We start from the raw sequence: 19,330 nt of genomic DNA, 5'->3' as shown, positions 1-19,330 counted from the left end.
GGGGCGGGCGGGGGCCGAGATTTCCGGCTCCTCGCGCAGCAGTTCATTGAGCCGTCCGGCAGCGCCGGCCCCGCGCAGCAGATCGCCATAGACTTCCGACAAGGCCCCTGCCGCACCGGCAACAAGGCCTGCCGTGATGACGATGGCGAAGATGGTGCCGCCGCTGATTGTCCCCTGTGCGACGCCGACGGCGCCTTCCCACACCAGCATGGTGATCCCGCCGAAGACCAGCAGGATGACGATAGCGGTCATCACCGCGCGCAGGCTTATGCGGCGAAGCGCGGTCTGGAAGGTCGCCTCGACACGCTCGCCGAAGCGCTCGAGCTCGCGCTTCTCCTGTCCGAAGGCCTGCACGATCTTCATTGCGCCGAGGACTTCGGCCACGATCACGCCGATGCCCGCCACGCGATCCTGGCTCGACCGGGAGACATTGCGGACGCGCCGCCCGAAGAACACGATCGGGCCGACGACCAGCGGGATGCCGACCATGAGGATCGCCGTCAGTTTCGGCGCCAGGTAGAACAGGTAACCGAGGCCGCCGATGGCCGTGATCGTGTTGCGCAACGCGACCGAAACCGTCGTGCCTACCACCTGTTCGATGATGGCGGTGTCCGAAGTCATCCGCGAGGAGATTTCCTTCGGGCTGTTCGTCTCGAAGAAGGACGGCGGCAGGCGCAAGAGATTCTGCTGCACGCGCAGGCGGATGTCGGCGACCACGCGCTCACCCAGCCAGGAAACAAAGTAGAAGCGGCAAGCCGTGCCGATCGCCAGAACCAGCACGATCAGCAGCAGATACTGGAACCAGCGTCCCAGGTCATCGACATTGGCGCCAGCGGCAAAGCCTTTGTCGATGATCAGGCGGAAGCCCGATGGAATGGCGAGTGTGGCTGCCGAGGTCGTCAGCAGCGCCAGTGCTGCAAATGCCAGTTGGCGGGGATACTTCAGCGCCTCGCGCCAGATCATGCGCAGCGGCCCGAGGGTCTTGGCCTTGGGGGCGGGCTCGGCAGCGGTCGGCGGGCTCTTGGTTTCCTCGTCCATGGCCGCGTGCCTAGCCGATGGCGGGGATTACCGAAAGGGGGCGGTTAGGGAACCCGCAACATGACCGGATATTTGTTGCGTTGCACAAACAATCGAATCGCGGCAATCTGTATACAAACGACTCCCGCTCTTTGGGCAGGCCATAATCAGAAGGTGTTCGCAGTGCTCTACAAGGCTTATGAAATCCAGCGCTCGCTGATGAACGCGGGCAGCGCCTGGGCCTCGATGATGGCCGATGCGCTGACCGATCCACGCAACCCGTGGGCGGGCGTCGGCCCCTCGCAGACCCTCGCCAATGCGCTCGATGTGTTCGCGCATGCAGCAGCGCCGCGCGGCAAGCCCGCGTTCGGCATCAAGGTCGTCCACGTTGACGGCACGGCTCATGCGGTCAAGGAAACAACGGTCGTTACGCGCCCGTTCGGTGACCTCAAGATGTTCACCCACGATGGCCTGCCCAAGAATGCGCCGCGCCTGCTGATCGTCGCACCGATGAGCGGGCACTACGCCACGCTGCTGCGCGGCACGGTCGAACGCATGCTCGAACGCTGCGTGGTCTACATCACCGACTGGGCCGATGCGAAGTATGTGCCGCTGGCCGAAGGCACGTTCGACCTCGACGATTACATCGATTACCTGACCGGCTTCCTCGAGCATATCGGTGAAGGCGCGCACATGATGGCGGTATGCCAGCCATCGGTCCCGGCCTTCGCCGCCACCGCGATCATGGGCGCCAGCAAGCACCCCTGCCGCCCGGTAACCCTGACGATGATGGGCGGGCCGATCGACACGCGCGAAAGCCCGACTGCGGTCAACGACCATGCGATCACCAAGCCCTATGTCTGGTTCAAGCACAACGTGATCACCACCGTGCCAACCAACTATCCGGGCGAGGGACGCCGCGTCTATCCGGGCTTCGTGCAGCTCGCCAGCTTCATGTCGATGAACCTCGGCAGTCACATGATGAGCCACTACAAGCTGTTCCAGCACATGAACGCCGGGGCCGACGAGAGCGCCGAAGCGACCAAGGCCTTCTACGACGAATATCGCGCGGTCTGCGATCTTCCCGCCGAGTTCTACCTGCAGACGGTGGATGTCGTGTTCCAGCGCCACGCACTGCCCAAGGGCGAGTTCATTCACCGTGGCCAGGCCGTGGACCTTGGCGCGATCACCGACACCGCAATCCTGTGCATCGAGGGCGAGCGCGACGACATTTCGGGCATCGGCCAGACCAAGGCTGCTCTCAAGGTCACGCCGAACCTGCCCGAGGACATGAAGCAATATCTGCTCGCCCCCGAAGTCGGCCATTACGGCATCTTCAACGGCTCGCGCTGGCGCTCGTCGATCGCCCCGGTGGTCGAACAGTGGATCGCCCAGTTCGAGAAGAAGGCGAAAGGCCGCAAGCTCAGCGTCGTCGCCTGAATAACGGCAAGAAGCGTCAAATCCCGAAGCCGACCGTGCCAATCCGGCACAGGTCGGCTTTCCACTTCTCTGCAATATTGCGCAACTTTCCGGCAAGATCGCGGATGCCTTGAAATGGCAGAGGTGGCCTTGTGGACAAGGGAGCGCATTCTATCGGCGGACCGGGACGCGGAGCATCGCCCCGCGTCAGCATCGTGCTGCCGGTGCACAATGGCGCTGCCTTCCTCGATGAAGCGATACAATCGGTCCTCGACCAGACCTTTGCAGATTTCGAGCTGATCTGCGTCGACGACGGTTCCACCGACAGCACGCCCGCTATCCTCACGCGCCATGCCGCAGCCGACGAGCGCATCCGCATCATCACCAATCGGCCCAACAAGGGCCTGCCGGGCGCTCTCAACACGGGTTTCGCTGCTGCACGCGGGCCATTGCATACCTGGACATCGGACGACAACATCGCGCGTCCCCACATGCTGGAACGCCTGGTCCAGACGCTAGATGCCAACCACGATGCGGCCATTGCCCACGCCAACTACAGCGTGATCGACGGGCAGGGCCGCATCATCGGCTTCCAGAAGGTCGGGCCAGCTTCCGAGATCCTGTTCGGCAACCGCATCGGCGCGGCGTTTCTCTATCGGGCCGAAGTGACCGAAGTGCTTGGAGGGTATGACACCGCGCTGTTCGGTGTCGAGGACTACGACTTCTGGCTGCGGGCAGCGCGCAGGTTCCGCTTTGTTACGCTGGATGAGGACCTCTATCTCTATCGACGTCATGAGGGGAGCCTGACAGACACGCGCGCGCTCAGGATCCACCGCCTCGTCGGCCAGATCATACGGCGCGAACTTGCCGCAGTGGACGATGCCGCACTGCGGGCGCGGGTGCTTCTTGAGCACGGCCTGGCAAGCCGCCTGGATGCCCGGCTGGGGATGCTGTGGCAGGCTTGCAAGGCGCGCCCCGGGCTTGGTCTGGCCAAGGCCCCGGCAATTGCGCGGCACCTGCTATATCATCTGGTGCGCGCAATCTCCGCCAGCCTGGCCGGCCTCAGACAAAGAACTGCGTGATCCACTCGCACTGCAGCGCGGGCTTGGCCTCGCCCTCGATCTCGATGGTGATCTCCATGGTCTGCTGCCACTGACCGGGACGCTTCTCGTCCATCTCGAGCAGCTTGAACACGCCGCGCACACGCTTGCCGACGCGCACCGGCGCAAGGAAGCGCGTGCGGTTGCCGCCGTAGTTGACGCCCATCTTGATATGTTCGGGCCGCGGGCAATCGCTTTCCATCGTCAGCAGCGGAATCAGCGACAGCGTCAGGAAGCCGTGCGCAATGGGGCCACCGAACGGGGTCAGCTTCGCCTTTTCCGGGTCAACGTGGATGAACTGGAAATCGCCGGTCGCCTCGGCAAACTTGTTCACGCGCTCCTGCGTGATCTCGATCCAGTTCGAGGTGCCGACCACCTGGCCGATCCGAGCCTTGATTTCCTCGGGCGGAAGGAATGTCGTCATGGCGATGCGCTCTCCTGCTGATGTCTCTCGGCAGGCACAATGGCGACAAGCCGGACGCGGAGCAAGCGGGTTTAAGTGTGTGGTTAAGCTGTGGCGGGGCGCGGCGCAGGCTGCTGCGCTGCCTTGCGGAAAGGCTGCGGCTGTGCCGTCCGCACCCGTTTGATATAGGCCCACAGACCGCATTGCAGCCCGACCAGCATGTAGCAGAACGGCTGGAACGCGATGCCGACGAAGGTGGAGCCGACCAGGTAGATGACCTGCGCCTGCTGCAACGCTTCGGCAAGCGGCGCGACCCAGCGGAACTCTTCGGAGGTCTCCTTGCGATAGCGTCGTCGCAGCAATTCCATCTGCCATACGCCCAGAAGGTGCAGCGACAGCCATAGCGCCAGGCCGGGGTAGCCCTGCTCGCCCAGCATCTCGAAATAGCTCGAATGGTAGGCGCGCCCTTGCTCGACGATCGGCTGGTATTCGAGCGCGGCATTGTTGTCGCCGGCGTAGTCGGCCTTGACGGTATCGTACGTCAGCTTGTTCTGGCGATAGGCCTCGAACCCGCCGCCGAAGGGATGGCGCTTGGCGAACTCGATCGTCCACTTCCATACCGCCACGCGCGTCGAGGCGGATTGGTCGGACTGGTGGTTCCTGATCGTGCTCATCCGGTCCGTGAACTCCTTTGGCAGGAGCGGGACCGCGATCAGGGCACCGGCCGCCATGACCGAGACGATCAGCATGCGTCTCTTGGCCGTGCGCAGGATCATGGCCGCCAGAACGACGACGCAGACCAGGCCGGTGCGCGCGCCCGTGCCGATCGGCATCAGCGCGCAGGCAAAGCACAGCGCCCAGGCAAAGATCTTCACCCGCCAGTCGGGCGGAAAGATCGTGCCATAGCGCGACAGCCAAAGCGCCAGCGGGATTACCGCGATGGCGACGGCCGAGATGATCGAACCTTCGTAGAGCCCGGTATTGTCGTTCACCAGCAGGCGCAATTCGCCGTAGCCCCCGCCGCCTGCCGCAGTCTTGATCCCGCCGCCGATCACGATCACTCCGATCGACAGAGCCAGGATCAGCGTGATCGCCTCGATTCTCAGGCGGGTGCGCAGGGTGAGGGGCAGGAACAGCGCCCACAGCAGCGCCTTCCACACCCAGGCCCACTTCTCCGCCGCTTCCACGGGGAAGTCGGCGGCCTGCGTCGTCAGCCCGCAGTAGACCAGCAGGGTCAGCAGCAGGAACTGGCGCAGCGAGATGCGGATGCCGTTCTTGTCCTCGGCCACGAACCACGAGAGGAAAGCGCAAAGGAACGCGATCAGAGATACCGGGATGTGGCTGAGGATGCCCCAACTGACCTTCTGCGGCGCGACGATGTCGATGTAGCTGTAGGCCAGCACGAAGATGAACGGCTTGCGAAAGCCCGCGCCGATGAAGCCGAGCACGCAGGACAGCAGGAACAGGTCAAGCATCGCCACCGCCCGGCGCCTGCTCGCGGCCTTTGCGGAACGGCGTCTTGCGGCTCGGCAGGGAAGGGTCGTCGTTGAGATCGTCACGATGCAGCAGGCGCCAGATGGCGATCGCCATCAGCACGTGCGGCAGGATTATCGTGAACTTGTCGATCATTGCAGGACTTGCGCTAGCCGATCGAGGTTGACGCGGCGTTAAGCCTTCCATGGCAGAGCGTTGACCATGACACGCGTGCTCCACGTTCTCGATCATTCGCTGCCGATGCACAGCGGCTACACCTTCCGCACCCGCGCCATCCTCAAGGCGCAGGCAGCGATGGGGCTGGAGGTGCGCGCCGTGACCGGGCAGCGCCACACGGCGCCCATGCCGAGCGATCCCGAAGTCGTCGATGGCCTGACCTTTTACCGCGCTGGCGGCACCGCGGGTGGCCTCCCGCTGGTGCGCGAATGGTCCGAAGTTGCAATGCTGGCCGAGCGCATCGTCGCCATCGCGCGCGAATGGCGGCCAGATGTGCTTCACGCCCATTCGCCGGCGCTGTGCGGCCTTGCGGCACTCCGGGCCGGGCGCAAGCTCGGCATCCCGGTCGTCTATGAGATCCGTGCGTTCTGGGAGGACGCCGCCGTCGGCAATGGAACGGGGCGCGAAGGCTCGGCCAGGTACTGGCTGACGCGCGTGCTGGAAAACGATGTCGTCAGTGGCGCCGACCGCGTCGTGACGATCTGTGAAGGCCTGCGGGCCGATCTGATCGCTCGCGGCTTTGCGCCGGAGAAACTGTCGATCATGCCCAACGGCGTCGACCTCGACCTGTTCGGCGAACCGCTGCCGCGCGATGCCGGGCTGGCAAACGAACTGGAGCTGGGAGAGGGGCCAGTGATCGGCTTCCTCGGCAGCTTCTACCCTTACGAAGGTCTCGACGACCTGATTGCGGCAATGCCGGCCATCGTCGCTCGCGTGCCTGACGCGCGCCTGCTGATGGTTGGCGGGGGCCCTGCCGAAGCGGACTTGCGCGCGCAGGCGCAGGCAACGGCGGTAGCAGACGCCATCCGCTTTGTGGGCCGCGTGCCGCATCACGAGGTGGATCGCTATTACTCCTTGGTCGACGTGGTCTGTTATCCGCGCAAGGCGATGCGGCTTACCGATCTCGTCACCCCCTTGAAGCCTCTGGAAGCCATGGCGCAGGGCAAGCTGGTCAGCGCCTCGGACGTCGGCGGGCATCGCGAACTGATCGAGCACGGCAGGACCGGCACCCTGTTCCCGCCCGACGATCCGGCCGGCCTTGCCAAGGCCCTTGCCGATCTGCTCGGCTCCCGCGACGGATGGCACACCCGGCGCGAAGTTGCCAAGGCGTTCGTCCGTGAACGCCACGACTGGGCTGGCAACGTCAGACGTTATCTACCTGTTTACCAAGCCCTGTTACCGAATCACGAACTGCCATCAGTCGCGGCCTGAGCTGCGACGCCGGTGGCGGCAGGATGACCGAAACAGACAGGACGACGCCCACGTGACCGCGACAAAGCGCAAGCCAAAGCCCATCACCGCGCATCCGATGTTTCCGGTCGTGACATCCCTGTGGTTCGCAGCGTTCTTCGGGCTCGGCAGCTTTGCCGTGGCACCCTCCCTGCTCGAAGGTCCGGTCGTCGCGCTGGGGATTCCCGCAATCGTCCCTGCGGCCGCTCCACCACTCGGCTTTACCGCGCGCGTGCTGCTGGCGCTTGGCCTGCTGCTGCTGGGCGCAATCATCGGCTTTGTGGCAGGGCGCAAGCTCGCACCCAGAGAGGCCGCGCCGGTGCGCCGCCGTGACATGTCCGCTGCCCGCAGGCAGCGCAGTGACGAGACTGCTGATCGTTCCGACGAACCCCGCCGTGTCTTGAACCCTGCCGAGGACCTTGGTGAGCCGCTTGACGCGCCCGCCGAAGATCTGGTGGCGCCGTTGCGTCGGCGCGCATTGTCGCTGGCCGACGAAGGTCAGCCGCAGGTTCCGGCCGAGGATGCGCCGCTCCCCGGCTATCTGCCGTGGGAGAATGCTTCCCCAGCCTATCCCCCGGTCGCCCGCGATGAAGATCCGCTCGCCCTGGAAGGTCTGCTCGAAGCCGCTGCAGGCGCGGCCGAGGGCTCGGTCGGGGCCGGGCCGTTTTCCGCCCCTGCCGATTCGGATGAAGAGCAGTTCGCAGCCTTTGCGCCTCCGGCCGCCTTCACGCAGGAAGTTGAAGCGCCGTCTGTTGCGGCTCGCGATGTCGAACACGATTCCGCTCGGCCGACAGAGCAGGTCCCCGCTGCCTCTGTTCTGGCACCCAAGCCCCTGCTTCAGGCCCCTGCCGCGCAGGTGACCCCGATCGAGCGCGCGCCGCTTGATGGTCTGGGCATGGTCCAGCTTGTCGAACGTCTTGCCGTCGCGATTGCCCGCCATGCACCCCCCGTGCGGGATGCCGCGCCGCTTGAGGCCTCCGCCTATGCGGCTCCAGTGGTGCCGGAAAACCCTGTTCCCGTCGAAACCGTGGCAGCCCCTCAGCCCGAACGGGTTGATGAAGTCCGCGACGATCTGCGAGTCGTCCGGCTGCGTCCGCTTGCCGTTGAACTGACGACGCCGCTTGACGATGACGACGAGCAGGAGGGGGTCGCGCAGCTCGCCCGCTTCCTGCGCGCACCGGCTGCGTCCGTACCGGAAACATCCGCACCCGCCACCGATGATCCGGCCGAGCCCGAGGTCGCGGAAGAGCGCTATCCCTCGCTGCTCGACATGGGGCCCGCCTCGCTCCGCCAGCACTCGCCCCGCATCGACGATGGCCTTGCGCTGGAGGACGAGCCCGCCCCCGCAGACGTTGAACCGACCGTGGTCTTTCCCGGGCAGGTTTCGGCACTGCAGGGTGGCTTGCGCCGGTTCGAACGGCCCTCGATCCTGCCGGTCCAGGGTTCGCCCCTGGCAGCACCTGGACAGGCAGCGCCCTCGACTCCGGCAGAAGTCCTGCCCGATGCGTCACCAGATGCGCCCGGCGGGCTGACTGATCCCGAAGAGGCCGATCGGGCACTTCGCGCCGCTCTGGCAACGCTTCAGCGGATGACCGCGCAGGGATAGTTTTCCACGTCCCCCGCGGCACTTTCGGGCAGGAAGACGCGGCGGAGCCGCACTTTCTGCCATGTCGCAACCGTATTTACGGCATTAACCGCGCACTTGATGCCCTTGCGCGGTTGCAAAATAACTTTCCTGCAGTCATGGGGGCACTTCGCGCAATTTTCGTCGCTTTTCCGCGAGGGTGATTCGCGCGCCGCTGCCTTTTTGGCCATTGCCTTATTGGATGTAGGACGATCATCGAGATGGGATTTCCGCCGCTTCAGGGCCTGTACGATCCGCGTAATGAGCATGACGCCTGTGGCGTGGGCTTTATTGCCCACATCAAAGGCCAGAAAAGCCATGCGATTGTGGACCAGGCGCTGGAAATTCTGCACAATCTTGACCATCGCGGTGCCGTCGGCGCCGATCCGCTGCTGGGCGATGGCGCTGGCATCCTGATCCAGATCCCCGACCAGTTGTTCCGCAAGTGGGCCGCTTCCGAAGGCAAGGACCTGCCGCAGCCGGGCGATTATGCCGTGGCCATGTGCTTCCTGCCGCAGGAAGAGGCCGCGCGCCTGTTCGTGACCGAATTCTTCGAGAAGTTCATCGCCAAGGAAGGCCAGGAACTGATCGGCTGGCGCGACGTGCCGACCACGCAGGACGGCCTCGGCAAGGCCGTCGTCGAATCGATGCCGGTGATCCGCCAGTGCTTCATCAAGCGCGGTGCCAACACACCCGATCAGGACGCTTTCGAGCGCAAGCTCCTTGCCATCCGCAAGCAGACGCAGAACCCGCTCGCCGCCATGGCCGAGAAGCACAATCTTCCCGGCGTGACGCAGCTCTACATGCCGAGCTTCTCGACCCGCACGATTGTCTACAAGGGCCTGCTGCTGGCAACGCAGGTCGGCTCGTTCTATGACGATCTGCGCGATCCGGATTGCGTTTCGGCCCTGGGCCTCGTGCACCAGCGCTTCAGCACCAACACCTTCCCGAGCTGGAAGCTCGCGCACCCGTTCCGCTTCATCGCCCATAACGGTGAGATCAACACCGTTCGCGGCAACGTGAACTGGATGAACGCGCGCCGCCGCACCATGGAATCCGAGCTGCTCGGCCCGGATCTCGACAAGATGTGGCCGCTGATCCCGCACGGCCAGTCTGACACCGCCAGTCTCGACAACGCGCTCGAACTGCTGCTCGCCGGTGGCTACAGCCTTGCCCACGCCGTCATGATGCTCGTGCCCGAGGCTTGGGCCGGCAACCCGCTGATGGATTCCAAGCGTCGTGCCTTCTACGAATACCACGCCGCGCTCATGGAACCGTGGGATGGTCCCGCAGCCGTCGCGTTCACCGACGGACGCCAGATCGGCGCCACGCTCGATCGCAACGGCCTGCGCCCCGCACGCTTCTCGATCACCCGTGATGACCTGATCTGCATGGCTTCGGAAAGCGGTGTGCTGCCCTTCCGCGAGGAGGACATCGTCCGCAAGTGGCGCCTCCAGCCCGGCCGCATGCTCCTGATCGACATGGAGCAGGGCAAGATCATCGAGGACGAGGAAATCAAGGCCGAGCTGGCCAATGCCGAGCCTTACGAAGAATGGCTCGACCAGGCGCAGTACAAGCTCAAGGAGCTCGACGTGATCGAGCCCGAGCTGGCGGCGCTGCCGGTGGAAACCACCTCGCTGCTCGATCGCCAGCAGGCTTTCGGCTACACGCAGGAAGACGTCACCAAGTTCCTCGAACCGATGGGCATTGCCGGCGATGATCCGATCGGATCGATGGGCACCGACACGCCGATCGCAGTGCTTTCGAACCGCTCGCGCCTGCTGTTTGACTATTTCAAGCAGAACTTCGCGCAGGTGACCAACCCGCCGATCGACCCGATCCGCGAGGAACTGGTCATGTCGCTGGTCAGCATGATCGGGCCGCGCCCGAACCTGCTCGGCCGCGATGCCGGTACCCACAAGCGACTCGAAGTCGACCAGCCGATCCTGACCAACGAGGACGTCGCCAAGATCCGCTCGGTCGAAGCCGCGCTCGACGGTGCCTTTCGTACCGGTACCATCGACACGACATGGGATGCCGCCAGCGGGGCCGATGGCCTCGAAATGGCGATCAAGGAAATGTGCTGGGCGGCCACCGAAGCAGTGCTCGCCGACAAGAACATCCTGATCCTGTCTGACCGCGCCCAGTGTGAATCGCGCATTCCGATGCCGGCCGCGCTGGCAACGGCTGCGGTGCACCAGCACCTCGTCCGTCAGGGGCTGCGCATGCAGACCGGTCTCGTCGTCGAAACGGGCGAAGCGCGCGAAGTCCACCACTTCTGCGTGCTTGCGGGCTACGGCGCCGAAGCGATCAACCCCTATCTGGCGTTCGAAACGCTGGAGCAGATCCGCGTTGCCAAGGAGCTTCCGCTCGAGGCCAAGGACGTCAAGAAGAACTACATCAAGGCCATCGGCAAGGGCATCCTCAAGGTCATGTCCAAGATGGGCATCTCGACCTACCAGTCCTATTGCGGTGCCCAGATCTTTGACGCCGTGGGCCTGTCGACCGATTTCGTGAATGCCTATTTCACCGGCACCGCCACGACGATCGAAGGCGTTGGCCTCAAGGAAATCGCGGAAGAGACCGTGCGCCGTCACGCCACGGCCTATGGCGACAATCCGATCTACAAGAAGATGCTCGATGTGGGCGGCATGTACCAGCTGCGCCTGCGCGGCGAAGAGCATGCCTGGACGGCATCGAACATCGCCAACCTGCAGCACGCGGTTCGTGGCAACACGCCTGAGAAGTATCGTGAGTTCGCAGAGTCGATCAACGACCAGTCTGAACGGATGCTCACCATCCGCGGGTTGATGGAGTTGAAGAAGGCTGATCAGCCGGTCCCGCTTGAAGAAGTTGAACCAGCTGCCGAAATCGTCAAGCGCTTCGCCACCGGCGCGATGAGCTACGGCTCGATCTCGTGGGAGGCGCACACCACGCTCGCCGTGGCGATGAACCGCATCGGCGGCAAGTCGAACACCGGCGAAGGTGGTGAAGACCCGGCGCGCTTCAAGCCGCTTGCCAATGGCGATTCGATGCGCTCGGCGATCAAGCAGGTCGCATCGGGCCGCTTCGGCGTGACCGCGGAATACCTCGTCAATGCCGACGACGTGCAGATCAAGATGGCGCAGGGCGCAAAGCCCGGTGAAGGCGGCCAGCTGCCGGGTGACAAGGTCGACAAGACCATCGGCAAGACCCGTCACTCGACCCCGGGCGTCGGACTGATCTCGCCGCCGCCGCACCACGACATCTACTCGATCGAAGATCTCGCGCAGCTCATTCACGATCTCAAGAACGTGAACACCGGCGCGCGCATCTCGGTCAAGCTGGTGTCCGAAGTGGGCGTCGGCACCGTGGCGGCGGGCGTGTCCAAGGCACGCGCCGACCACGTGACGATCTCGGGCTACGAAGGCGGCACCGGTGCTTCGCCGCTGACCTCCCTGACGCACGCCGGCAGCCCATGGGAAATCGGCCTTGCCGAAACCCAGCAGACCCTGCTGCTCAACAATCTGCGCAGCCGTATCTGCGTGCAGGCCGATGGTGGCCTGCGCACGGGCCGTGACGTCGCGGTTGCCGCGCTGCTCGGCGCTGACGAGTTCGGCTTTGCCACCGCGCCGCTGATCGCGGCGGGCTGCATCATGATGCGCAAGTGCCATCTCAACACTTGCCCGGTCGGCGTCGCCACCCAGGACCCGGTCCTGCGTGCGCGGTTCACCGGCCAGCCTGAACACGTGATCAACTACTTCTTCTTCGTCGCCGAAGAGCTGCGCGCGATCATGGCCGAAATGGGCTTCCGCACGGTTGCCGAGATGGTCGGCCGCGTGGACCGCCTCGACGTGAAGAAGGCCGTGTCGCACTGGAAGGCACAGGGCGTCGATCTGTCGAAGCTGCTGCACAAGGTGGAGCCGGTCGAAGGCACGACTCTGAACTGGAGCGAGACGCAGGATCACGGTCTCGAAGCCGCGCTCGACAAGGACCTGATCGCTGACAGCGCTCCGGCCCTGGACAAGGCCGAACCGGTCCGCCTCGAACGCAAGGTCATCAACGTCAACCGCACGGTCGGCGCGATGCTCTCGGGCGAAGTGGCCAAGAAGTACGGGCACAAGGGCCTTCCGGACAACACCATCCACATCTCGTTCAAGGGTGTGGCAGGCCAGTCGTTCGGCGCGTTCCTCGCACATGGCGTCACGCTCGATCTCGTCGGCGATGCCAACGACTATGTCGGCAAGGGCCTGTCGGGCGGCCGCGTGATCGTCCGCCAGCCGAGCCATGTCGATCGTGACCCGACCGAGAACATCATCGTCGGCAACACCGTGCTCTATGGTGCGATCGCCGGTGAGGCCTACTTCAACGGCGTCGGCGGTGAGCGCTTCGCGGTGCGCAACTCGGGCGCCCTCGCGGTGGTCGAAGGCACTGGCGATCACGGCTGCGAATACATGACCGGCGGCGTCGTCGTCGTCCTCGGCAAGACCGGACGCAACTTTGCGGCAGGCATGTCGGGCGGCGTCGCTTACGTTTATGACGTCGACGGCAACTTCGCACAGCTCGTCAACGGCGCGATGGTCGATGTCCTGCCGATCTCGGCAGAGCGCGACGAAGACGATGGTGCAGGCCGTCCGCAGCAGCGCGGGATCGATGTCTACGACTACGGCATGGGCGACATGCTGCGTCACGATGCCGAACGCCTGCGGGTGCTGGTGGAACGCCACCATCTCTACACCGGCAGCAAGCGCGCTCGCGAGATCCTCGACAACTGGGGTGAATCGCTCGCGAAGTTCGTCAAGGTCATGCCGCGCGACTATGCGCGGGCGCTCCGTCAGATGGAGGCCGAGCGCCTCGAAGCCGCCTCGGTCGCGGCTGAGTAAGGGTTAGATTACAATGGGTAAGGCAACCGGCTTTCTCGAGATCGATCGTCAGGACCGCAAGTACGATGCGCCTGCCGAACGCCTGAAGCACTATCGCGAGTTCGTGATCCCGCACGATGATGCCGGCCTCAAGGGCCAGGCATCGCGCTGCATGAACTGCGGCATTCCGTACTGCCACAACGGCTGTCCGGTGAACAACCAGATCCCCGACTGGAACCACCTGGTCTACGAGAACGACTGGCGCGAAGCGCTGACCAATCTCCACTCGACCAACAACTTCCCCGAGCTCACCGGCCGCATCTGCCCCGCCCCGTGCGAGGCGGCGTGCACGCTGAACATCGTGGACCAGCCGGTGACCATCAAGTCGATCGAATGCGCCATCGTCGATCGCGGATGGAAGGAAGGCTGGATCGAGCCGCAGGTGCCTGCCAAGAAGACCGGCAAGTCTGTCGCTGTCGTCGGTTCCGGCCCGGCAGGCATGGCCGCGGCCCAGCAGCTGGCCCGCGCCGGCCACTCGGTGACGGTGTTCGAAAAGAACGACCGTGTTGGCGGGTTGCTGCGCTACGGCATCCCTGACTTCAAGATGGAAAAGACCCACATCAACCGCCGCGCGATGCAGATGGAGGCCGAAGGCGTCCAGTTCCGCACCAGCGTGGAAGTGGGCGTGACCGTTTCCTTCGCAAGCCTGCAGGAAAACTTCGATGCCGTGGTGCTCGCAGGCGGCGCGGAAGACCCGCGCGGCCTCAACATCCCCGGCGCCGAACTTCCCAGCGTGCGCATGGCGATGGAGTTCCTGACCCAGCAGAACAAGCGCAATGCCGGGGATGACGAACTGCGCGCTGCCCCGCGCGGCTCGCTCACCGCCACCGGCAAGCACGTCGTCGTGATCGGCGGCGGTGACACCGGTTCGGACTGCGTCGGAACCTCGAACCGCCAGGGTGCCGCTTCGGTCACCCAGCTCGAAATCATGCCCAAGCCGCCCGAGAAGGAAGACAAGGCGCTCAGCTGGCCGAACTGGCCGCTCAAGCTGCGCACTTCGTCGAGCCACGAGGAAGGCTGCGAGCGCGAGTTCGCCGTGCTGACCAAGCGCGTCGTCGGTGAGAACGACGTCTCGGGACTCGAATGCGTCCGCGTCGAATGGGTCAATGGCCAGATGCAGGAAGTGCCGGGCAGCGAGTTCGTGCTCAAGGCCGACCTGATCCTGCTCGCCATGGGCTTCGTCGGCCCGCGCAAGCAGGGCCTGCTCGAACAGGCCGGCGTCGAACTCGACCCGCGTGGCAACGTCAAGGGCAACGTGGTCGACTACAAGACCAGCGTCGACAACGTCTTTGCCTGCGGTGACATGCGCCGCGGTCAGAGCCTCGTCGTCTGGGCGATCCGCGAAGGCCGCCAGTGCGCCCGCGCCGTCGATCAGGCGCTGATGGGCGTGAGCGAACTGCCACGCTGATCTTTAGGCGTTAGCCGATCAAGAAAGGGGCGTCCGCAGCGGCGCCCCTTTTTTCGTTGGCATCCTTCGACAGGCTCAGGACGAGCGGACGTCGAAGGTGTGGCGCGATGGTCTCAAATAAGCCCGCTCATGCTGAGCTTGTCGAAGCATCCGACTTGAGCTTCAACCGTCGCCATCGGGCGCTACCGCAGGCATGGCCTTGGTCCGGCACACCAGCAGCTTGTCGATCTTGCGGCCATCCATGTCGACCACCTCGAACCGCCATCCCTGATCGTGGAAATGCTCGCCTTCGTTTGGCAGCTTCTTGAGCACTGACAGGCAGTACCCGGCCGTGGTTGCAAACTCGCGGTCATCAGGCAGGTCAAGCCCGAGCCGGTCGGCCAGGGCATCGGCGGGCAGGGCGCCCGAGATCAGCAGCGATCCGTCCTCGCGCTCGACCACCATGGGTTCATCACCAGCATCGGCGTGGCCGACAAAGTTCCCGGCAATGGCTGCCAGCAGGTCGGCTGGCGTGACGATGCCTTCTAGGTGGCCATACTCGTCATGGACCAGTGCGATCGCCACTTCAGCTTGCTGGATCATGCCGAGTGCATCCATCGTGTCGAGCTGGTCAGGCACGATCGCCGGCTTCTTCATCAGCCGCCCGAGTTGCACCTTGCGCCCGCGCAGCAGCGTCGAGAACACGTCGCGCACCTTCACCACCCCGACGATGCGATCGACAGATCCGTCCGCCACCAGCAGCAGCGAGTGGGGACTATCGTCGATCGCTTCGCGCAGTTCGGCTTCGCTCGCCTTGCGTTCGATCCAGTGAAGCTCGGTACGCGGCGTCATCACTTCTCGCACCGGCCGTTCGGCAAGGCGCATGATCCCGGTCATGATGGCCCGCTCGTCCTCCTCGATCACGCCCGAGCGCGTGGCCTCGGCGAAGATCATGTGGAGTTCCTCGGCGGTCACTTCCTGCTCGCTGCCCTGCTTCAGGCCAAGCAGGCGGATGATCGCGCTGGAGGAATTGTCCAGCAGCCAGACGAACGGCGCGGTGATCTTCGACATCAGCGCCATGGACGGCGCCGCCAGTTTGGCAATCGGTTCCGCCGCGCGCAACGCCAGTTGCTTTGGCACCAGTTCGCCGACAACGAGGCTGAGGTACGTGGTGATGGCGATGACGATGACGAAGCCAGCGTCGTCGGCATACTGCGCCGGGAAGCCCCAGGCCTGAAGCCGCTCGGCTGTCGGTCCGCCAAGGCTCGACCCCGAATAGGCACCTGCGATGATGCCTACCAGCGTGATGCCGATCTGCACTGTCGATAAAAATTTGCCGGGGTCAGCCGCCAGCGCCAAGGCAACTTTCGCGCCCTTGCTGCCCTCTTCGGCGGCGACTTTCAGGCGGGCAGGTCGTGCCGAGACAATCGCCAGTTCCGACATGGAAAACAGGCCATTGAGCACAACGAGGCCCAGGATCACGAGGACGTCAGACCAGGGAAAAGGTGTCACGCAAAGGCCCCTAACAGATTTAGGGGGAAAGGCGAATAGCGCGAGGATTGTTCCTGATGATTGCGAAACACAAGTTCCCGTTCGGGAACCGTTCAGTCGAAGTGGGCGTATTTCACCCTGTCAAAGCGGCATTGCGGCGCTAAGCTCGTGTCCGGATGCTGGTAAAAGGGGACAGGAAATGAAAATCCGTCGTGTTCTTATGTCGAGCCTGTGCGCGGTTTCGCTGGTCAGTCTGTCGGCCTGCGTCACCGATCCCAACACCGGCGAAAAGAAGGTTTCGCGTACGGCCATCGGCGGCATCGGCGGCGCGCTTGGTGGCGCCCTGCTCGGTGGGCTGATCGGCGGCAAGACCGGACGCATCGTCGGCGCCGGCATCGGTGGCGTGGCCGGTGGCGTTATCGGTTACCAGAAGGACAAGCAGATCAAGGAGCTGCGCGAACAGACCGCAGGCACCGGCGTTGATGTGACCGAGACCGATGGCGGCAACGCCATTCTCGTCAATCTGCCCAATGGCGTGACATTCGACGTCGACAGCTCGACCGTGAAGCCCGGCTTTGCCGCAACGCTCGATCGCGTCGCCCAGTCGCTGGTCCAGTATCCGAACTCGCTGATCGACGTGTATGGTCACACCGATTCGACTGGTTCGGACGCCTACAATCAGGCCCTTTCGGAACGCCGTGCCCGCGCCGTGGCCGATTACCTGATCTCGCGAGGCGTGGGGTATGCCCGCATTCGCAGCCAGGGCTTCGGCGAATCGCAGCCGATCGCCTCGAATGATTCCGAGCAGGGCCGTCAGGCCAACCGCCGCGTCGAGATCAAGATCGTCCCCATCAGTCAGGACGATGTGAACGCGGCACGCTCGGGCCAGTAAGCACTGAAGCACATGTCAGCGGCGTCGCCCACCCGGGCGGCGCCGTTTGCCATGCGGAACATACGATTGGGCGTTGACCGGCGCGGGCCGAGACTGGCATCGGCTCTGACAAAGGAGACCAGTTCGATGCCCATTCAGCGCCGCAAGATCAACGGACGCGAGACCAACCCGATCGGTCTCGGCTGCATGTCGCTAAGCTGGGCCTACGCTGGCCGCCCAAGCGAAGAAGAGGGCATCCGCCTGCTCCAGCACGCGGTCGACATCGGCTACGACCACTTCGACACTGCCCGTCTCTATGGCCTGGGACATAATGAAACGCAGGTCGGTAACGCGCTGAAGGGCCGTCGCGACAAGGTGTTCCTCGCCTCGAAGATGGGCATTTTTGCCAGCGGCGAGAAGCGCGGCGTTGATTGCCATCCCGATACGATCCGCAGCGAACTCGAGATCTCGCTCAGGCTGCTGCAGACCGATCACATCGATCTCTACTACATGCACCGGCGCGACAGGAACGTGCCTATCGAGGAATCGGTCGGGGCGATGGCCGACCTTGTCAAGGAGGGAAAGATCGGTGGCATCGGCTTGTCCGAGATGTCGGCCGAGACCCTGCACCGTGCTGCTTCGGTTCACCCCATCGCCGCGATGCAGACCGAATATTCGCCATGGACGCGCCAGGCGGAAATCGCCGTGCTTGAGGCGTGCAAGGATCTCGGTACCGCTTTCGTCGCCTTCTCGCCCGTGGCACGCGGCGTGCTCGCCAATGGCCTGCGCGATCCGCAAGCGCTGCCCGATGGCGATATTCGCAAGGCCATGCCGCGTTTCATTGGCGAGAACTGGGACAAGAATCTTGCGCTGGTGGATTCGTTCAACACAATTGCGGCGAGGGAAGGGGTCACTCCTGCGCAGTTGTCGCTCGCCTGGGTCCTCTCACGTGGCGAACATGTCGTTGCCATTCCAGGCACCGGCAAGATTGCACATCTCGAAGAGAACATTGCGCGGTGGGACTGGGAAATCCCCGCTGTCGTCGCTGCCGAGGTCGACGCGCTGATCAACCAGCAGACGGTCTCCGGCCATCGCTATGCCGGCGCGATTTTGCCGACGATCGATACGGAAGATTTCGATTAAGCCAGCTTCGCCGCACGCTCCGCCAGCCGCTCAACCGCAGCGGCATGGATCGCCGGGGCGGTTACCAGCAGCCCGAACGCGCGCGGATCGCGCTTGTTGTAGTCGAGCGGCTTTCCGAACGCATCGGATACCACCGCTCCCGCCTCGCGGGCGATCAGCGTGGCGGCGGCGATGTCCCATTCGAAGCCCCAGCGCAGCGTCGCCAGAAGATCCGCCTCGTTGGCACCGACCATGGCGATACGCAGTGCGATAGAGTTGGGCTTGTCGACGGTCACGAGATCGGCGTCGGCCTTGGGCAGGCTGTCGGCGGGCACGCGCACCGTGCTGGCGCGATCCCGCCAGCACGGTGCGCGTGCTGGCTTGAAGCTTGCTGCCATTCCGCTCCGCGCCTTGGCCCGCGACGGCTGACCAGTATTCGTGCCGGGCCGGCGCGCTCAGCGCCCCGATCAGCGGCCGCCCCTCGCTCACCAGCGCTACCGAAACCGACCAGCCCGGCCGCCCGCGCACAAAGTCGCGCGTGCCGTCCACGGGATCGACGAGCCAGCACAGACCGCGTTCCAGCCGTTCGGGATGATCCACCGTTTCCTCGGACAGCCAACCGGCCGAAGGGAGCAGCGCGCCCAGTTCACGCTTCAGGAAGGCATCGACCGCAAGGTCTGCATCGCAAACCGGGCTGCCCGGCGTCTTTTCCCACACCTGGGGGGCGTGGCCATGGCCCGGCCACAGGCCCAGCGCCATGTTGCCGGCAGCACGAACGATCTGGTGGAGGCGGTCATAGTCGATCATTCTGCGCCTCCGTGCACAGCGGGGAACCTAACAATGTGCAATTGCGAGACGTTATCAAAAATAGCTTCGAGTCTCGCATTTACGCTCCTTTTCAAGCTCCCCGCTCTGTGCTTAAGGCATTCCGAGTCAAGCGCCAATGGCGGCGTATACCTTTGCGCCAGTGCGGCGCGCCTGTTCGAAACGGGGATAACGCATGAACGTCCATGAGTACCAGGCGAAGGAACTGCTTGCGAAGTTTGGTGTCGGCA

Annotated in this window: 14 protein-coding genes and 1 pseudogene; 8 read left to right on the top strand and 7 right to left on the bottom strand. The window is 64.3% G+C overall.

Going from position 1 to position 19,330, the window contains the following annotated elements; all coding sequences use genetic code 11:
* Nucleotides 1-1,038: ABC transporter transmembrane domain-containing protein (locus AX703_RS11500; protein ID WP_255355052.1), on the bottom strand; the 1,038-nt coding region annotated here is incomplete at its 3' end.
* A gap of 162 nt (nucleotides 1,039-1,200) precedes the next feature.
* On the opposite strand from AX703_RS11500, the gene AX703_RS11495 reads away from it, so the two are divergent.
* Complete coding sequence (locus AX703_RS11495) at nucleotides 1,201-2,457, top strand: polyhydroxyalkanoate depolymerase (RefSeq protein WP_082734547.1); 1,257 nt, start codon at nucleotides 1,201-1,203, stop codon at nucleotides 2,455-2,457.
* A gap of 131 nt (nucleotides 2,458-2,588) precedes the next feature.
* Entirely contained in the window at nucleotides 2,589-3,518 is a 930-nt protein-coding gene (locus tag AX703_RS11490; protein ID WP_062344207.1) for a glycosyltransferase family A protein, read from the top strand.
* Here the strand turns inward: AX703_RS11490 and AX703_RS11485 are convergent.
* The 3 genes from AX703_RS11485 to AX703_RS27355 all read right to left on the bottom strand — a co-directional run bounded on the left by AX703_RS11485 (nucleotide 3,499) and on the right by AX703_RS27355 (nucleotide 5,568).
* The gene (locus AX703_RS11485) at nucleotides 3,499-3,960 is read right to left on the bottom strand and encodes a MaoC family dehydratase (RefSeq protein ID WP_039337195.1); all 462 of its coding nucleotides are present in this window, start codon (nucleotides 3,958-3,960) and stop codon (nucleotides 3,499-3,501) included. The genes AX703_RS11490 and AX703_RS11485 overlap by 20 nt on opposite strands.
* A gap of 83 nt (nucleotides 3,961-4,043) precedes the next feature.
* Nucleotides 4,044-5,414, bottom strand: coding sequence for a putative O-glycosylation ligase, exosortase A system-associated (locus tag AX703_RS11480; RefSeq protein WP_062344205.1), 1,371 nt, complete (start codon nucleotides 5,412-5,414; stop codon nucleotides 4,044-4,046).
* Nucleotides 5,407-5,568, bottom strand: a complete 162-nt coding sequence (locus AX703_RS27355; RefSeq protein ID WP_156452022.1) for a hypothetical protein — start codon at nucleotides 5,566-5,568, stop codon at nucleotides 5,407-5,409. The genes AX703_RS11480 and AX703_RS27355 overlap by 8 nt, the downstream gene beginning before the upstream one ends.
* 66 nt (nucleotides 5,569-5,634) lie before the next feature.
* Between AX703_RS27355 and AX703_RS11475 the strand changes: the two genes are divergently transcribed.
* On the top strand, nucleotides 5,635-6,861 hold the full coding sequence (locus AX703_RS11475; protein WP_062344203.1) for a TIGR04063 family PEP-CTERM/XrtA system glycosyltransferase: 1,227 nt from the start codon (nucleotides 5,635-5,637) through the stop codon (nucleotides 6,859-6,861).
* 52 nt (nucleotides 6,862-6,913) lie between these two features.
* Entirely contained in the window at nucleotides 6,914-8,485 is a 1,572-nt protein-coding gene (locus AX703_RS11470) for a hypothetical protein (protein ID WP_062344201.1), read from the top strand.
* Here the strand turns inward: AX703_RS11470 and AX703_RS28330 are convergent.
* On the bottom strand, nucleotides 8,461-8,868 hold the full coding sequence (locus AX703_RS28330; RefSeq protein ID WP_231735505.1) for a hypothetical protein: 408 nt from the start codon (nucleotides 8,866-8,868) through the stop codon (nucleotides 8,461-8,463). The genes AX703_RS11470 and AX703_RS28330 overlap by 25 nt on opposite strands.
* Between AX703_RS28330 and gltB the strand changes: the two genes are divergently transcribed.
* Together gltB and AX703_RS11460 are read left to right on the top strand one after the other, a co-directional pair.
* Nucleotides 8,785-13,365: a glutamate synthase large subunit gene (gene gltB, locus AX703_RS11465; protein ID WP_231735504.1), complete on the top strand. Its 4,581-nt coding sequence runs from the start codon at nucleotides 8,785-8,787 to the stop codon at nucleotides 13,363-13,365. The two genes, AX703_RS28330 and gltB, sit on opposite strands and share 84 nt — an antisense overlap.
* Before the next feature lie 13 nt (nucleotides 13,366-13,378).
* On the top strand, nucleotides 13,379-14,812 hold the full coding sequence (locus AX703_RS11460; RefSeq protein ID WP_062344197.1) for a glutamate synthase subunit beta: 1,434 nt from the start codon (nucleotides 13,379-13,381) through the stop codon (nucleotides 14,810-14,812).
* A 162-nt stretch (nucleotides 14,813-14,974) separates the two neighbouring features.
* On the opposite strand, the gene AX703_RS11455 is transcribed toward AX703_RS11460, so the two are convergent.
* Nucleotides 14,975-16,303 (bottom strand): hemolysin family protein, encoded by a 1,329-nt coding sequence (locus AX703_RS11455; protein ID WP_039337184.1) that lies wholly within the window; start codon nucleotides 16,301-16,303, stop codon nucleotides 14,975-14,977.
* A 178-nt stretch (nucleotides 16,304-16,481) separates the two neighbouring features.
* Here AX703_RS11455 and AX703_RS11450 point away from each other — a divergent pair, with 178 nt between their 5' ends.
* Both AX703_RS11450 and AX703_RS11445 read left to right on the top strand, forming a co-directional pair.
* Nucleotides 16,482-17,174 (top strand): OmpA family protein, encoded by a 693-nt coding sequence (locus AX703_RS11450; protein WP_039337182.1) that lies wholly within the window; start codon nucleotides 16,482-16,484, stop codon nucleotides 17,172-17,174.
* A 126-nt stretch (nucleotides 17,175-17,300) separates the two neighbouring features.
* Nucleotides 17,301-18,296 carry an aldo/keto reductase gene (locus AX703_RS11445; protein WP_062344195.1) on the top strand — a complete coding sequence of 332 codons (996 nt, stop codon included), beginning with the start codon at nucleotides 17,301-17,303 and terminating at the stop codon, nucleotides 18,294-18,296.
* On the opposite strand, the pseudogene AX703_RS11440 reads toward AX703_RS11445, so the two are convergent.
* Nucleotides 18,293-19,034 (bottom strand): annotated as a pseudogene (locus AX703_RS11440) (3'(2'),5'-bisphosphate nucleotidase CysQ). The gene AX703_RS11445 and the pseudogene AX703_RS11440 overlap by 4 nt on opposite strands.
* Nucleotides 19,035-19,330 lie beyond the last annotated feature (296 nt).

Origin of the sequence: Novosphingobium sp. CCH12-A3, assembly GCF_001556015.1 — a bacterium.
Taxonomy (GTDB): Bacteria; Pseudomonadota; Alphaproteobacteria; order Sphingomonadales; family Sphingomonadaceae; genus Novosphingobium; species Novosphingobium subterraneum.
The sequence above is the reverse complement of the archived record's forward strand: the minus strand, read 5'-3'. Positions and strand labels throughout refer to the sequence as shown.

What these genes read in the sequence shown, in the direction of transcription:
- AX703_RS11485 (WP_039337195.1), bottom strand. Translation starts at nt 3,960, where the DNA reads ATGACGACATTCCTTCCGCCCGAGGAAATCAAGGCTCGGATCGGCCAG.
- AX703_RS11480 (WP_062344205.1), bottom strand. Translation starts at nt 5,414, where the DNA reads ATGCTTGACCTGTTCCTGCTGTCCTGCGTGCTCGGCTTCATCGGCGCG.
- AX703_RS27355 (WP_156452022.1), bottom strand. Translation starts at nt 5,568, where the DNA reads ATGATCGACAAGTTCACGATAATCCTGCCGCACGTGCTGATGGCGATC.
- AX703_RS11475 (WP_062344203.1), top strand. Translation starts at nt 5,635, where the DNA reads ATGACACGCGTGCTCCACGTTCTCGATCATTCGCTGCCGATGCACAGC.
- AX703_RS28330 (WP_231735505.1), bottom strand. Translation starts at nt 8,868, where the DNA reads ATGGTCAAGATTGTGCAGAATTTCCAGCGCCTGGTCCACAATCGCATG.
- AX703_RS11460 (WP_062344197.1), top strand. Translation starts at nt 13,379, where the DNA reads ATGGGTAAGGCAACCGGCTTTCTCGAGATCGATCGTCAGGACCGCAAG.
- AX703_RS11450 (WP_039337182.1), top strand. Translation starts at nt 16,482, where the DNA reads ATGAAAATCCGTCGTGTTCTTATGTCGAGCCTGTGCGCGGTTTCGCTG.
- AX703_RS11445 (WP_062344195.1), top strand. Translation starts at nt 17,301, where the DNA reads ATGCCCATTCAGCGCCGCAAGATCAACGGACGCGAGACCAACCCGATC.